Annotated in this window: 23 protein-coding genes; all 23 read right to left on the reverse strand. The window is 60.5% G+C overall.

Annotated features, from left to right (window positions below):
* Positions 1-22 precede the first annotated feature (22 nt).
* Positions 23-1858 carry a protein-disulfide reductase DsbD gene (gene dsbD / locus NCR35_RS14040; RefSeq protein ID WP_250534821.1) on the reverse strand — a complete coding sequence of 612 codons (1836 nt, stop codon included), beginning with the start codon at positions 1856-1858 and terminating at the stop codon, positions 23-25.
* Positions 1851-2183 carry a divalent-cation tolerance protein CutA gene (gene cutA, locus NCR35_RS14045; protein WP_250534822.1) on the reverse strand — a complete coding sequence of 111 codons (333 nt, stop codon included), beginning with the start codon at positions 2181-2183 and terminating at the stop codon, positions 1851-1853. The genes dsbD and cutA overlap by 8 nt, the downstream gene beginning before the upstream one ends.
* 145 nt (positions 2184-2328) lie before the next feature.
* The gene (gene rplQ, locus NCR35_RS14050) at positions 2329-2724 is read right to left on the reverse strand and encodes a 50S ribosomal protein L17 (protein ID WP_008344047.1); all 396 of its coding nucleotides are present in this window, start codon (positions 2722-2724) and stop codon (positions 2329-2331) included.
* A 160-nt stretch (positions 2725-2884) separates the two neighbouring features.
* Positions 2885-3862: a DNA-directed RNA polymerase subunit alpha gene (locus NCR35_RS14055; RefSeq protein ID WP_159837170.1), complete on the reverse strand. Its 978-nt coding sequence runs from the start codon at positions 3860-3862 to the stop codon at positions 2885-2887.
* Between the two features lie 146 nt (positions 3863-4008).
* A complete protein-coding gene (rpsD, locus tag NCR35_RS14060) occupies positions 4009-4632 on the reverse strand; it encodes a 30S ribosomal protein S4 (RefSeq protein WP_159837171.1) in 624 nt (207 codons plus the stop codon).
* Between the two features lie 145 nt (positions 4633-4777).
* On the reverse strand, positions 4778-5182 hold the full coding sequence (gene rpsK / locus NCR35_RS14065; protein ID WP_006052224.1) for a 30S ribosomal protein S11: 405 nt from the start codon (positions 5180-5182) through the stop codon (positions 4778-4780).
* Between the two features lie 28 nt (positions 5183-5210).
* Positions 5211-5576, reverse strand: coding sequence for a 30S ribosomal protein S13 (gene rpsM / locus NCR35_RS14070; RefSeq protein ID WP_175946456.1), 366 nt, complete (start codon positions 5574-5576; stop codon positions 5211-5213).
* Positions 5577-5617: 41 nt separating this feature from the next.
* On the reverse strand, positions 5618-5734 hold the full coding sequence (rpmJ, locus tag NCR35_RS14075) for a 50S ribosomal protein L36 (RefSeq protein WP_004199844.1): 117 nt from the start codon (positions 5732-5734) through the stop codon (positions 5618-5620).
* A 20-nt stretch (positions 5735-5754) separates the two neighbouring features.
* On the reverse strand, positions 5755-5973 hold the full coding sequence (gene infA / locus NCR35_RS14080; protein ID WP_004521905.1) for a translation initiation factor IF-1: 219 nt from the start codon (positions 5971-5973) through the stop codon (positions 5755-5757).
* Positions 5974-5982: 9 nt separating this feature from the next.
* Entirely contained in the window at positions 5983-7329 is a 1347-nt protein-coding gene (gene secY, locus NCR35_RS14085) for a preprotein translocase subunit SecY (protein ID WP_175946454.1), read from the reverse strand.
* Positions 7330-7369: 40 nt separating this feature from the next.
* Entirely contained in the window at positions 7370-7804 is a 435-nt protein-coding gene (rplO, locus tag NCR35_RS14090) for a 50S ribosomal protein L15 (protein ID WP_175946452.1), read from the reverse strand.
* Between the two features lie 30 nt (positions 7805-7834).
* Positions 7835-8017 (reverse strand): 50S ribosomal protein L30, encoded by a 183-nt coding sequence (gene rpmD, locus NCR35_RS14095; RefSeq protein WP_006400644.1) that lies wholly within the window; start codon positions 8015-8017, stop codon positions 7835-7837.
* Between the two features lie 10 nt (positions 8018-8027).
* Positions 8028-8546 (reverse strand): 30S ribosomal protein S5, encoded by a 519-nt coding sequence (gene rpsE, locus NCR35_RS14100; protein WP_061170928.1) that lies wholly within the window; start codon positions 8544-8546, stop codon positions 8028-8030.
* A 14-nt stretch (positions 8547-8560) separates the two neighbouring features.
* Positions 8561-8926 carry a 50S ribosomal protein L18 gene (rplR, locus tag NCR35_RS14105; protein WP_035967614.1) on the reverse strand — a complete coding sequence of 122 codons (366 nt, stop codon included), beginning with the start codon at positions 8924-8926 and terminating at the stop codon, positions 8561-8563.
* A gap of 12 nt (positions 8927-8938) precedes the next feature.
* Positions 8939-9472: a 50S ribosomal protein L6 gene (rplF, locus tag NCR35_RS14110; protein ID WP_175946450.1), complete on the reverse strand. Its 534-nt coding sequence runs from the start codon at positions 9470-9472 to the stop codon at positions 8939-8941.
* Between the two features lie 19 nt (positions 9473-9491).
* Entirely contained in the window at positions 9492-9887 is a 396-nt protein-coding gene (gene rpsH / locus NCR35_RS14115) for a 30S ribosomal protein S8 (RefSeq protein WP_035967610.1), read from the reverse strand.
* A gap of 14 nt (positions 9888-9901) precedes the next feature.
* Positions 9902-10207, reverse strand: a complete 306-nt coding sequence (gene rpsN / locus NCR35_RS14120) for a 30S ribosomal protein S14 (RefSeq protein WP_175946448.1) — start codon at positions 10205-10207, stop codon at positions 9902-9904.
* A gap of 7 nt (positions 10208-10214) precedes the next feature.
* Positions 10215-10754, reverse strand: a complete 540-nt coding sequence (gene rplE / locus NCR35_RS14125; protein WP_159837176.1) for a 50S ribosomal protein L5 — start codon at positions 10752-10754, stop codon at positions 10215-10217.
* A 14-nt stretch (positions 10755-10768) separates the two neighbouring features.
* Complete coding sequence (gene rplX, locus NCR35_RS14130; RefSeq protein ID WP_175946446.1) at positions 10769-11077, reverse strand: 50S ribosomal protein L24; 309 nt, start codon at positions 11075-11077, stop codon at positions 10769-10771.
* A gap of 9 nt (positions 11078-11086) precedes the next feature.
* Entirely contained in the window at positions 11087-11455 is a 369-nt protein-coding gene (rplN, locus tag NCR35_RS14135) for a 50S ribosomal protein L14 (protein ID WP_006998478.1), read from the reverse strand.
* A gap of 293 nt (positions 11456-11748) precedes the next feature.
* Positions 11749-12021 (reverse strand): 30S ribosomal protein S17, encoded by a 273-nt coding sequence (gene rpsQ, locus NCR35_RS14140; protein ID WP_035933074.1) that lies wholly within the window; start codon positions 12019-12021, stop codon positions 11749-11751.
* Positions 12018-12212, reverse strand: coding sequence for a 50S ribosomal protein L29 (gene rpmC / locus NCR35_RS14145; RefSeq protein WP_007180130.1), 195 nt, complete (start codon positions 12210-12212; stop codon positions 12018-12020). Before rpmC ends, rpsQ begins: the two co-directional genes overlap by 4 nt.
* 10 nt (positions 12213-12222) lie before the next feature.
* A complete protein-coding gene (gene rplP, locus NCR35_RS14150) occupies positions 12223-12639 on the reverse strand; it encodes a 50S ribosomal protein L16 (RefSeq protein ID WP_035967605.1) in 417 nt (138 codons plus the stop codon).

The following is a 12639-nucleotide window of genomic DNA, read 5'->3' on the forward strand; positions in this document are numbered from 1 at the left end:
GTTCGGGCATCGCCCTTTTCTTTTAGCCGTTCGAAGACCCGAGCTTGTCGAGGCGCTTCAGGAACGTGTCCGCCGACTCATAGCCGACGACCCGCAAAACCTCATTGCCCTCTGCGTCGAAGAAAATGATGCCCGGCGGCCCGAACAACTTGAAACGCTTCAGCAGCGCCTGATCGTCCGCATTGTTCGCGGTGACGTCGGCGCGCAGCAGGTTCAGTTGGGCGAGCCGCGCCTGAACGCGGGCATCGGAGAAGGTAAGGTTCTCCATCTCCTTGCAGGAGACGCACCAGTCGGCGTAGAAGTCCAGCATCGCCGGGCGGGCGGCGGCTTTGACAGCCGAGTCCAGTTCCGTCGAGGATCGCACCGGCGCAAAAGTCGGCGCTTGCTTCCGCGCGGCGGCAGTCGCGGTCGGATCGGCGCGCGATGCCAGGACGGCGAGCGGCCGCAGCGGATCGGTCGACCCTGCCGCGAGACCGACGATAAGCGCGGCGGCCCAAATGACGCAAACCGCGCCGAGCCCGCGCCCGAGGCGCGTCCACACGGTTGCCGGCCCAGCCGTGACCGCGCCGAACACGCCGAGCGACGCCGCTGCGATCAAGAGCCACAGCGCGCCGAGCAGCATACGGGCGACGCCGCCGATCACCGGCCACACGATCCACAGTGCCGCCGCTAGCAGGATGACGCCGAAGAAGACCTTCACGCCGTCCATCCATGCGCCCGCTCGCGGCAGAATCGAACCGGCGCCGAGCCCGATGACGAGCAGCGGCACGCCAAGACCGATGCCCATCGCGAACAGCGCCGCACCGCCGAGCAGCGCGTTGCCCGTATGCGCGATGAACGCCAGCACCGCGAAAAGCGGCGCGGTCATGCACGCGCCGACGACTAGCGCCGACAACGCGCCCATGACGGCGACCGCGGCGAACTTCCCGCCGCTGCGCTTCTGCGATGCCTCGTTCACGCTGCTCTGCCACCGCTCGGGCAGCGCGATATCGACGCCTGAGATCAGCGTGACCGCGAAGGCGGTCAGCAAGGCGCCGAACGCGCCGAGCACCCACGGGTTCTGGAGCCACGCGCCGAGACTCTGGCCGATCAGCGCCGCCGCCACGCCGAGGCCCGTATACACCAGCGCCATGCCCACGACATAGGAAACTGACAGCGCGAAGCCGCGCGCCCGCGTCACGCGCGCGCCCTCGCCGACGATGATGGCGGAGAGAATCGGAATCATCGGGTACGAGCACGGCAGCAGACTCAGCACCATGCCCGCGAGAAAGTACAGACCGACGACGGCGAAGAATCCGCCGCCTTCGAGCATCGACTGCGCATAGTCAGCGCTGGTCGCGCGCTCGAAGAAGGATTGCGATGCGTCCGTCGCGGACCGAGCCGGCGTCCGAGCGCCCGCCGGTTGCAGCGCGGCATCCTTAACGCGATACGTGCGCTCCATGGGCGGGTAACAGATGCCCTGATCGGCGCAACCTTGCGAGGTTACCGCCAGTTCGAACGGGCCCTTCGCCTGCGTGACGGGAATGCGGATCAGCAACTCGCCGCGATACGTCTCGACGTCCTTGTTGAACGTCTGATCGAAGTGGACCTTACCGGCAGGCAATTGCGCGGCGCCGATGGTCGCCTCACCGCTCTTGACCGCGAAAGCGAACCGCTCGCGGTACATGTAGTAGCCATCCGCGATCTTGTACCGCACGTCGACTTCGCCCGGCTGCTCGGACGCGCTGAACTTGAACGCCACAGCCGGGTCGAGGAAATCGTCGGCAGCGCGCGCCACGCCCATCGCACCGCAGAATACGGCCAGCAACAGCCAGGCGCCCCACGCGCGACGCCAGAAAAATCGAGAAATCTCAAACATGAATTCGACGCTGCGTTTCTGCGTTGACCCACTGGCCGTAGCGGGACGACGCTTCCGCCTGCCAGACAAGGATCTCGGGCGTTTCATACGGATGCCGCTGCGCGACGAACTGCTGAAGCTCATCTACCCGCGCGACGCTCGTTTTGATCAGCACCTGCACTTCCTGCGACGACTCCACCGCGTCCTTCCAGTGATAGTGCGACTCGACCGCGCCGAGCTTGGTCACGCATGCGGCGAGGCGCGCTTCGAGAATGCCCTGAGCAAGCGCGTTCGCCGATTCGGCGTCGGGCAACGTGGTCAGCATCAGGACGACGGGAACGTTCACTCGCGGCTCCGGGAAAGCAGGTAACGACCAATATCGTAGCATTCGCCGACTGGCCGCATCGCTACCAGACCAGCCCACGGAAAGGTACCGCCAAAAACAAAAAGGCCAAGCTGAGCTTGGCCTTTTCGCTGACTGCTACCGAAACTTATTCAGCTTCCTGAACTTCTTCGGTCTCTTCGACTTCCGGGCGATCCATCAACTGGACCAGCGCCATCGGCGCGTTGTCGCCGACGCGGAAACCGAACTTCAGGATGCTCAGGTAGCCACCCGGACGGTTCGCGTAGCGCGGGCCGAGCACGTCGAACAGCTTCGCGACGGAATCGCGGTCGCGCAGGCGGTTGAACGCGAGACGGCGATTTGCCAGCGACGGCTTCTTGCCGAGCGTGATCAGCGGCTCGACGACCTTGCGCAGTTCCTTGGCCTTCGGCAGCGTCGTCTTGATGACTTCGTGCTCGATCAGCGAGTTCGACATATTACGGAGCATTGCCAGACGGTGGCTGCTCGTGCGGTTCAGTTTCCGCAGACCATGCTTGTGACGCATTTTCAGTTCCTTTAACGAGTTTTGATCCAGCTCTTCTATTGCGCTCCGTTTTCACGGAAAAGGCGCACGGGCCGGTCGAAGAAAAAAGCAAGACGCGGATTTTAAAGCAAAATCCGCGTCTTTGCCAGTTACAGCGCGACGTCCGCGATGACTTGCAGACTTACTTGTCCAACCCTGCCGGCGGCCAGTTTTCCAGCTTCATACCGAGCGTCAGGCCACGCGAAGCCAGCACTTCCTTGATTTCGTTCAGCGACTTGCGGCCCAGGTTCGGCGTCTTCAGCAGCTCGTTCTCCGTGCGCTGGATCAGATCGCCGATGTAGTAGATGTTCTCGGCCTTCAGGCAGTTCGCGGAGCGAACCGTGAGTTCGAGGTCGTCCACCGGACGCAGCAGGATCGGATCGATCTGCGGCGCACGCGACGGCGCTTCCGCTGCCGCTTCCGTGCCTTCCAGCGCTGCGAACACCGACAACTGGTCCACCAGAATGCGCGCCGATTGACGGATCGCTTCTTCCGGCGAAATAACACCGTTGGTTTCGATGTTCATCACGAGCTTGTCGAGGTCGGTACGCTGTTCGACACGCGCGCTTTCCACGGCGTAGCTGACGCGACGCACCGGCGAGAACGACGCGTCCAACACGATGCGGCCGATGATCTTCGCCGAATCTTCGCCGTAGCGACGCACGTTGCCCGGCACGTAGCCGCGGCCCTTCTCGATCTTGATCTGGACGTCGAGCTTGCCGCCCTTCGACAGATGAGCGATCACGTGTTCCGGATTGATGACCTCGCAGTCGTGCGCGAGTTCGATATCGCCGGCAGTGACCACGCCTTCGCCTTCCTTGCGCAGCGTAACCGTGACTTCGTCGCGGTTATGCAGCTTGAAGACGACGCCCTTCAGGTTCAACAGCAGGTTGACCACATCCTCTTGCACACCATCGAGCGTCGAGTATTCGTGCACGACGCCTGCGATCGTCACTTCGGTCGGCGCGTAGCCCACCATCGACGACAGCAGCACGCGCCGAAGCGCGTTACCCAAGGTGTGGCCATAGCCGCGTTCGAACGGCTCCATAACCACTTTCGCGTGGCTTTCGCCAAGCGATTCAACTGCAATGATCTTGGGCTTCAACAAACTGGTTTGCATAGGTTTTCCTTTTCAATACCCTCGGCTCGTTACACCGATAAGGCTGACCGGTAACAACCTGAAAATACACAGCCGGGGATGCCCCTTTGCCACGAGCAATCAGGCTCCCCGGCTGCAGATCCGGTTACTGCGCGAAGGCCGCGCGATTAACGCGAATACAATTCGACGATCAGGCTTTCGTTGATGTCGCCAGCGATATCGCTACGCTCCGGCATCGACTTGAACGTACCTTCGAACTTCTTCGCATCGACCGACACCCAGCTCGGCATGCCGCCCTGCTCTGCCAGCGACAGCGCTTCGACGATACGCGCCTGCTTGCGCGACTGTTCACGCACGGAGACGACATCGCCTGCCTTCACTTGCAGCGACGGGATGTTGGCGACCTGGCCGTTCACCATGATCGACTTGTGGCTCACGAGCTGACGCGCTTCAGCGCGGGTCGAGCCGAAGCCCATGCGATACACGACGTTGTCGAGACGCGATTCGAGCAGTTGCAGCAGGTTTTCGCCCGTCGGGCCCTTGCGGCGGTCGGCTTCAGCGAAGTAGCGGCGGAACTGACGCTCGAGGACGCCGTAGATACGCTTCACTTTCTGCTTTTCGCGCAACTGGGTGCCGTAGTCGGACGTACGGGCGCCCGACGTGCGGCCGTGCTGGCCGGGCTTGCTGTCGAGCTTGCACTTGTCGGCGAGCGAGCGACGCGCGCTCTTCAGGAACAGATCGGTGCCTTCACGGCGGGACAGCTTGGCTTTGGGACCGGTATAGCGTGCCACGTTGAATCCTTAAAAATTGATCACGCGAACTTCCGTCCGCGCTAGTCCGAACCCTTTGGGCCGAACGGTGGGCTTAGTCAATTCATGACGCACGAATCCCGCCGATACTTTCGCATCAGCAGGAGCATGCGTTCGCGTCATCGCGTTAGATGCGACGGCGCTTCGGCGGACGGCAACCGTTGTGCGGGACCGGCGTCACGTCGGAGATCGCGGTGATCTTGATGCCAAGACCATGCAGCGCGCGCACCGCCGATTCACGGCCAGGACCGGGGCCCTTGATCCGCACTTCGAGGTTCTTCACGCCGTATTCCATCGCCACGCGGCCAGCCGATTCGGCTGCGACCTGAGCTGCAAACGGCGTCGACTTACGCGAGCCCTTGAAACCCTGACCGCCCGACGTCGCCCACGCGAGAGCGTTACCTTGACGATCGGTGATCGTGATGATGGTGTTGTTGAACGACGCGTGAACGTGAACCACGCCCTCGGCGACGTTCTTCTTAACCTTCTTGCGAACGCGTTGCGCCGCGGAGTTGTTCGAAGCCTTAGCCATTACGTTTTCCTGTAACTGTCAGTTCCGCTTACTTCTTCAGCGATTGCGCTGCACGACGCGGACCCTTGCGCGTACGGGCATTCGTGCGGGTGCGCTGGCCACGCAGGGGCAGGCCCTTGCGGTGACGCATGCCGCGGTAGCAACCCAAGTCCATCAGGCGCTTGATGTTCATCGTCACTTCACGGCGCAGGTCGCCTTCGACGATGAACTTGCCCACTTCGTCACGCAGCTTTTCGAGGTCTGCGTCAGTGAGGTCCTTGACCTTCTTCGAAAATTCCACACCAGCTGCGGTGCAAATGCCGCGAGCGCGCGTGCGACCGATGCCGAAGATTGCCGTCAGGCCGATCTCGGTATGCTGGTGATTCGGGATGTTAACCCCTGCGATACGAGCCATTGTTTTTCCTCAAACAAAAAGCGCAAGCAAAAGCGCGGCGTTCAGCCTTGACGCTGTTTGTGGCGCGGATCAGAGCTGCAAATCACGCGCACAACGCCCTTGCGCTTGATGATCTTGCAATTGCGGCAAATGCGCTTAACCGATGCCATCACTTTCATGATATTACCCTTTTTTCAAATCACTTCGCCCGGAACACGATCCGTGCACGAGACAGATCGTAAGGCGTCAATTCAACCGTAACCTTGTCGCCTGGCAGGATGCGGATGTAGTGCATCCGCATCTTTCCAGAAATGTGTCCCAGGACGACATGGCCATTTTCCAATTTCACCCGGAAAGTAGCGTTGGGCAGGTTTTCGATCACCTCGCCCTGCATCTGGATTACATCGTCTTTGGCCATAGTCCTTAATTAACGCATCGGGACATTGCCGCCCTTGAAGTTTGCCTTCTTGAGCAGCGATTCATATTGTTGCGACATAACGTACGACTGCACCTGAGCCATGAAGTCCATCGTGACGACGACAATGATCAGCAGCGACGTTCCACCAAAATAAAACGGCACGTTCCAGCGCAACACCAAGAACTCAGGCAACAGGCACACGAACACAATGTAGATCGCACCGGCCAGCGTCAAACGCGTGAGGATGCGGTCGATATACCGTGCAGTCTGATCGCCCGGACGGATACCCGGAACGAATGCACCGCTCTTCTTCAAGTTGTCGGCGGTTTCCCGGCTGTTGAACACCAGTGCGGTGTAAAAGAAGCAGAAGAAAACAATCGCCAACGCATACAGCAGCACGTACACCGGTTGACCGGGCTTAAGGGCCTCGGCCACGCCGTGCAGCGTGTTCGCGAACCAGTTGGTGCGCGTACCCGAACTGAACCAGTTCAGGATGGTTGCCGGGAAGAGGATGATCGACGACGCGAAGATCGGCGGAATCACACCCGACATGTTGAGCTTCAGCGGCAGATGGGACGACTGTCCGCCGTAAATCTTGTTACCGACCTGGCGCTTCGCGTAGTTCACGAGGATCTTGCGCTGACCGCGTTCGATGAACACGACCAGATACGTGACCGCCGCAATCAGCACGACGATGATGATCGCCGAAATGATGCTCATCGAACCGGTGCGGACCAGTTCGAACAGACCGCCGATCGCGTTCGGGAAACCCGCCGCGATACCACCGAAGATGATGATCGAGATGCCGTTGCCGAGACCGCGCTCCGTGATCTGCTCACCCAGCCACATCAGGAACATCGTGCCCGTCACCAGCGTGACGACCGTCGTCAGGCGGAAGACCATGCCGGGGTCCAGCACCAAAGCGGGCTGATTCTCCAGCGCCACCGCAATACCGAACGCCTGGAAGGTCGCGAGCACCACGGTGAAGATACGCGTGTACTGCGTGATCTTCCGCTGCCCCGCCTGCCCTTCCTTCTTCAACGCCTCCATCTGCGGCGACACGATCGACAGCAACTGCATGATGATCGACGCCGAAATGTAGGGCATGATGCCCAGCGCAAAGATCGTGAATCGCGACAGCGCGCCACCCGAGAACATGTTGAACATGCCAAGGATGCCGCCCGACTGGCTCTGGAACAGCTTGGCCAGTTGATCCGGATCGATGCCGGGAACCGGAATGTGCGCACCAATGCGGTAGACGATCAGCGCCAGCAGCAGGAACACTGCACGCCGACGCAGATCGCCGAATTTCGCCGCGCTTCGACCGGGTTTTGCGAGACTCGGGCTGTTAGCCAAGAACCTTCTCCGATGCTAGTGCTAGTAACGGCGAAGCGCGTTACTCGGCGAACGAGCCGCCAGCGGCTTCGATTGCCTCACGGGCGCCCTTCGTTGCCGTCAGGCCCTTCACCGTGACCTTGCGGCTGATCTCGCCGGTCTTGATGATCTTCGCGCTCTTGATGAGCTCGCCGACCAGACCCGCTTGCTTCAGCGCCAAGAGATCGATTTCGTCGACCGGCAGCTTCTCGAGATCCGAGAGGCGCACTTCACCGACGAATTCCTTCGTCAGCGAGGTGAAGCCGCGCTTCGGCAGACGACGCTGCAGAGGCATCTGACCGCCTTCGAAGCCGACCTTGTGAAAGCCGCCCGAACGCGATTTCTGACCCTTGTGGCCGCGGCCCGCGGTCTTGCCGAGGCCCGAACCGATCCCGCGACCGACGCGACGCTTTGCATGCTTCGCGCCTTCCGCCGGCTTCAGGTTATTCAATTCCATGTTCAACTCCTTGGATCCGTGGTCGGCCGCTTAGGCGATGACCTTAACGAGGTACGAGACCTTGTTGATCATCCCGCGCACTGCCGGCGTGTCCTGCAGCTCGGAGACCGAGTTCAGGCGACGCAGGCCGAGGCCACGCACCGTTGCGCGGTGCGATTCGCGGGTCCCGATCAGGCTCTTGACGAGCTGAACCTTGACAGTTTTTTCAGACATGGTGCCCACCTTAGCCCAGAATGTCTTCGACGGACTTACCACGCTTCGCCGCGATGTCGGCCGGAGTCGACTGCTTGCGCAGACCATCCAGCGTCGCACGGACGAGGTTGTACGGGTTCGTCGAACCGTGGCTCTTGGCCACAACGTTTTGCACGCCCATCACGTCGAACACTGCGCGCATCGGACCGCCGGCGATCACGCCGGTACCGTCCTTCGCCGGAGCGAGGAGGACCGCCGAAGCGCCGTGCTTGCCGTGGACTTCGTGTTGCAACGTGCCATTCTTCAGGGGCACCTTGAACATGTTGCGGCGGGCTTGTTCCATTGCCTTTTGCACGGCAACCGGAACTTCCTTCGCCTTGCCCTTGCCCATGCCGACGCGGCCATCGCCGTCGCCAACCACGGTCAGCGCGGCGAAGCCGAGAATACGGCCACCCTTCACGACCTTGGTCACGCGGTTGACCGAAATCATCTTTTCGCGCAGGCCGTCGTCGCGTTCGTCAGCCTGAACTTTCGCTTGCATCTTTGCCATGACGAATTCTTCCCTTAGAACTTGAGCCCGGCTTCGCGCGCCGCATCAGCCAGCGCCTTCACGCGGCCGTGGTAGCGGAAACCCGAGCGGTCAAAGGCGACGGATTCGATGCCGGCAGCCTTGGCCTTTTCGGCAATACGCTTGCCGATCAGGGTTGCAGCGTTGATGTTGCCGCCCTTGCCCGACTTGTCGGCCAGCTCTGCGCGCACTTCAGCTTCGAGCGTCGAAGCGCTTGCGAGCACCTTGGTGCCGCACGCCGAGAACACTTGCGCGTAGATGTGCGTATTCGTGCGATGCACGGCGAGACGCGCGACCTGCAGCTCAGCGATCTTGATACGCGTCTGGCGAGCGCGGCGCAGGCGAGATTGAGTCTTATCCATGATTGCGCACCCTTACTTCTTCTTCGTTTCTTTGAGGATCACGACCTCGTCGGAATAGCGCACGCCCTTGCCCTTGTAGGGCTCCGGCGGACGATAGCCGCGCACTTCCGCCGCGACTTGTCCGACTTTCTGCTTGTCGATCCCCTTGATCACGATTTCGGTCTGCGACGGGGTTTCAGCCTTGATGCCTTCCGGCATCTGGTGCACCACGGGGTGCGAGAAACCCAGCGACAGATTCAGCTTGTCGCCTTGCGCTTGCGCACGATAACCGACGCCAACCAGCGTCAGCTTGCGCTCGAAACCCTTGGTGACGCCGTGCACCATGTTCGCCACCAGGGCGCGCATCGTGCCGGACATCGCATTCGCTTCACGGCTTTCGTTGGCCGGCGCGAAGTTCAGCGTGCCGTTGTCGTTCGCCACGGTCACCAGCGGGTTACCCGCTTGCGAGATCGTGCCGAGCGGCCCCTTGACGGTGATGACGTCGCCCTTGACGGCCACTTCCGCGCCTTGCGGCAGCGCGATCGGGCTTTTACCTACTCGAGACATGTTTCTTCTCCCTTCGGCGTTAAGCGACGTAGCAGATGACTTCGCCGCCGACGCCGTTCTGGCGCGCCTTGCGGTCGGTCATCACACCCTTCGGCGTCGACACGATGGCAACGCCCAGGCCGTTCATGACCTGCGGGATGTCGTTGCGACCGCGGTACACGCGCAGACCGGGCTTCGACACGCGCTCGAGGCGCTCGATCACCGGACGGCCAGCGTAGTACTTCAACGCGATGTTCAATTCCGTCTTCGCACCTTCAGCCTTCACTGCGAAGTCGTCGATATAACCTTCGTCCTTCAAAACCTGCGCAATCGCAACCTTGACTTTCGACGAGGGCATAGTCACCGAAACCTTCTCGACCATCTGCGCATTGCGGATGCGAGTCAGCATATCGGCGATAGGATCACTCATGCTCATTTATGTTTCTCCTATTACCAGCTCGCCTTGGTGAGGCCAGGGATTTCGCCGCGGAATGCGATTTCGCGGATCTTGTTACGCGCAAGTCCGAACTTGCGGAACGTGCCACGCGGGCGACCCGTGATTGCGCAGCGGTTACGCTTGCGAGTCGGGTTCGAGTTACGCGGCAGTTGTTGCAGCGCGAGGCGAGCGAAGTAACGCTCTTCGTCCGACTTGCTCGAGTCTTCGATCACAGCCTTCAGTTCAGCACGCTTCGGAGCGTACTTCGCGGCCAGGCGTGCGCGCTTCTTTTCACGTTCGATCAGTGCCAGTTTAGCCACGGTAACCTCAGTTTCTGAACGGGAACTTGAAGCCGGCGAGCAGCGCCTTTGCTTCGTCGTCAGTCTTCGCGGTGGTCGTGATGCTGATGTTCAGCCCACGCAGCGCGTCGATCTTGTCGTAGTCGATTTCGGGGAAAATGATCTGCTCTTTCACACCGATGTTGTAGTTGCCACGACCGTCGAATGCACGGCCCGACACGCCGCGGAAGTCGCGCACGCGGGGCAGCGCAACCGTCACGAAGCGGTCCAGGAATTCGTACATCGCTTGGCCGCGCAGCGTCACCATCGCGCCGATCGGGTAGCCCTGACGAATCTTGAAGCCTGCGATTGCCTTGCGCGCCTTCGTGATAACCGGCTTCTGGCCAGCGATCTTCGTCAGGTCGCCCACGGCGTTTTCGATGATCTTCTTGTCAGCGACGGCTTCGCCAAGGCCCATGTTCAGGGTGATCTTGGTGATGCGCGGCACTTCCATGATGGACTTGTAGCCGAACTTTTCGACGAGTTGCGGCACAACCGTTTCTTTATAAATCTCTTGCAGACGAGCCATTTTTTAACTCCGCATCAGGCGTTGAGCGTGGCGCCGGTCGACTTCAAGAAGCGAACCTTCTTGCCGTCTTCGACCTTGATGCCAACACGCGATGCCTTGCCGTTCGCGTCGACGAGTGCGACGTTCGAAATATGCAGCGGCATCGACTTGGCTTCCACACCGCCCGTCGTACCCTTCATCGGGTTCGGCTTCACGTGCTTCTTGACGAGGTTGATACCCTCGACGGTCACACGATCTTCCGCAACGGCCAGCACGGTGCCGCGCTTGCCCTTGTCCTTGCCGGTGATGACGATGACTTCGTCACCCTTGCGAATCTTGTTCATCGCGACTCCTTACAGCACTTCCGGCGCGAGCGAAACGATCTTCATGAATCGTTCGCTACGCAGTTCACGCGTCACCGGCCCGAAAATACGCGTGCCGATCGGCTCGAGCTTGGTATTCAAGAGGACAGCGGCATTGCCGTCGAACTTGATCAGCGAGCCATCCTGGCGACGCACGCCCTTGGCCGTGCGAACGACCACGGCGTTGTAGATTTCGCCCTTTTTCACGCGTCCGCGCGGCGTCGCTTCCTTGACGGTCACCTTGATGATGTCGCCAATGCTAGCGTAACGACGCTTCGAGCCGCCGAGCACCTTGATGCACATGACTTCACGCGCACCCGTGTTGTCGGCCACTTCAAGCCGAGTTTCGGTCTGGATCATGGTTTATCTTTCCCAACTTAATCCGGTCGCACCACCATGGCACATCCGGTCAGTCTTGGTCCCGTCAGCCAATCGGCTGCTTGGGTTAGAACAGGCAGCGAGGGCAGACGAAACCCGCCATCGCAATCCGGTGAATCTGTCGATACAGGCTGGCGCCCGAACCGGCTTCCCCCACCAATTTCGCCCGCGACGGGGCTCCCACAAAGAGGGAAGACCGAGATTATAACAAATAATCCCGGTCTTGCAAGCGAAACTTACTGCGACACTACTTACTGCATCGCGATACTTCAGCTTTAGATCACGCGAGCCGCTTCGAGCAGCTTCGACACAACCCAGGCCTTCGTCTTCGAGATCGGACGGGTTTCCTGGATTTCGACGAGGTCGCCCTCGTTGTACGTGTTCGCGTCATCGTGCGCGTGGTACTTCTTCGAGCGCACGACGTACTTGCCGTAGATCGGGTGCTTCACACGGTGCTCGACCAGCACGGTAACCGTCTTGTCCATCTTGTTGCTGACGACCTTGCCGACCAGCGTCCGCTTGAGCGAGGTTTTTACGCTATCGTTCATTTCTGGTTCGCCTTTTCAGTCAGGACAGTCCGCACACGTGCGATGTCGCGACGAACCTTCTTCAGCTGGCTCGTGTTCGTGAGCTGCTGGGTCGCGAGTTGCATGCGCAGGCCGAATTGCGCCTTAAGCAGGTCCGACAGCTCTTTGTTGAGCGCCGCCTGGTCCTTCTGGTGAAGTTCAGATGCCTTCATCGTTTACTCCTTAGGCGCCGAGCTGGCGGATAACGAAGTTCGTCTTCAGCGGCAGCTTCGCTGCAGCCAGACGGAACGCTTCGCGCGCCAGTTCTTCGGAGACACCGTCCATTTCGTACAGCATCTTGCCCGGTTGAATTTCAGCGACGTAGTACTCCGGGTTACCCTTACCGTTACCCATACGCACTTCTGCCGGCTTCTGCGAAATCGGCTTGTCCGGGAAAATGCGGATCCAGATCCGGCCGCCACGCTTGATGTGACGCGTCATGGCACGACGCGCCGCTTCGATTTGACGCGCGGTCAAACGGCCGCGACCGATAGCCTTCAGGCCATATTCACCGAACGACACCGCGTTGCCGCGCGTCGCCTTGCCGGTGTTACGACCCTTCTGCTCTTTGCGATACTTTCTGCGTTTCGGTTGCAGCAT

Source organism: Caballeronia sp. AZ10_KS36 (genome assembly GCF_023631105.1).
Classification (GTDB): domain Bacteria; phylum Pseudomonadota; class Gammaproteobacteria; order Burkholderiales; family Burkholderiaceae; genus Caballeronia.

Bases quoted from the DNA above. Each gene is read 5' to 3' on its own strand.
- dsbD (WP_250534821.1), bottom strand. From the start codon at position 1,858: ATGTTTGAGATTTCTCGATTTTTCTGGCGTCGCGCGTGGGGCGCCTGG.
- rplQ (WP_008344047.1), bottom strand. From the start codon at position 2,724: ATGCGTCACAAGCATGGTCTGCGGAAACTGAACCGCACGAGCAGCCAC.
- NCR35_RS14055 (WP_159837170.1), bottom strand. From the start codon at position 3,862: ATGCAAACCAGTTTGTTGAAGCCCAAGATCATTGCAGTTGAATCGCTT.
- rpsK (WP_006052224.1), bottom strand. From the start codon at position 5,182: ATGGCTAAGGCTTCGAACAACTCCGCGGCGCAACGCGTTCGCAAGAAG.
- rpsM (WP_175946456.1), bottom strand. From the start codon at position 5,576: ATGGCTCGTATCGCAGGGGTTAACATCCCGAATCACCAGCATACCGAG.
- rpmJ (WP_004199844.1), bottom strand. From the start codon at position 5,734: ATGAAAGTGATGGCATCGGTTAAGCGCATTTGCCGCAATTGCAAGATC.
- infA (WP_004521905.1), bottom strand. From the start codon at position 5,973: ATGGCCAAAGACGATGTAATCCAGATGCAGGGCGAGGTGATCGAAAAC.
- rplO (WP_175946452.1), bottom strand. From the start codon at position 7,804: ATGGAATTGAATAACCTGAAGCCGGCGGAAGGCGCGAAGCATGCAAAG.
- rpmD (WP_006400644.1), bottom strand. From the start codon at position 8,017: ATGTCTGAAAAAACTGTCAAGGTTCAGCTCGTCAAGAGCCTGATCGGG.
- rpsE (WP_061170928.1), bottom strand. From the start codon at position 8,546: ATGGCAAAGATGCAAGCGAAAGTTCAGGCTGACGAACGCGACGACGGC.
- rplR (WP_035967614.1), bottom strand. From the start codon at position 8,926: ATGGATAAGACTCAATCTCGCCTGCGCCGCGCTCGCCAGACGCGTATC.
- rplF (WP_175946450.1), bottom strand. From the start codon at position 9,472: ATGTCTCGAGTAGGTAAAAGCCCGATCGCGCTGCCGCAAGGCGCGGAA.
- rpsH (WP_035967610.1), bottom strand. From the start codon at position 9,887: ATGAGCATGAGTGATCCTATCGCCGATATGCTGACTCGCATCCGCAAT.
- rplE (WP_159837176.1), bottom strand. From the start codon at position 10,754: ATGGCTCGTCTGCAAGAGATTTATAAAGAAACGGTTGTGCCGCAACTC.
- rplX (WP_175946446.1), bottom strand. From the start codon at position 11,077: ATGAACAAGATTCGCAAGGGTGACGAAGTCATCGTCATCACCGGCAAG.
- rplN (WP_006998478.1), bottom strand. From the start codon at position 11,455: ATGATCCAGACCGAAACTCGGCTTGAAGTGGCCGACAACACGGGTGCG.
- rpsQ (WP_035933074.1), bottom strand. From the start codon at position 12,021: ATGAACGATAGCGTAAAAACCTCGCTCAAGCGGACGCTGGTCGGCAAG.
- rpmC (WP_007180130.1), bottom strand. From the start codon at position 12,212: ATGAAGGCATCTGAACTTCACCAGAAGGACCAGGCGGCGCTCAACAAA.
- rplP (WP_035967605.1), bottom strand. From the start codon at position 12,639: ATGCTGCAACCGAAACGCAGAAAGTATCGCAAAGAGCAGAAGGGTCGT.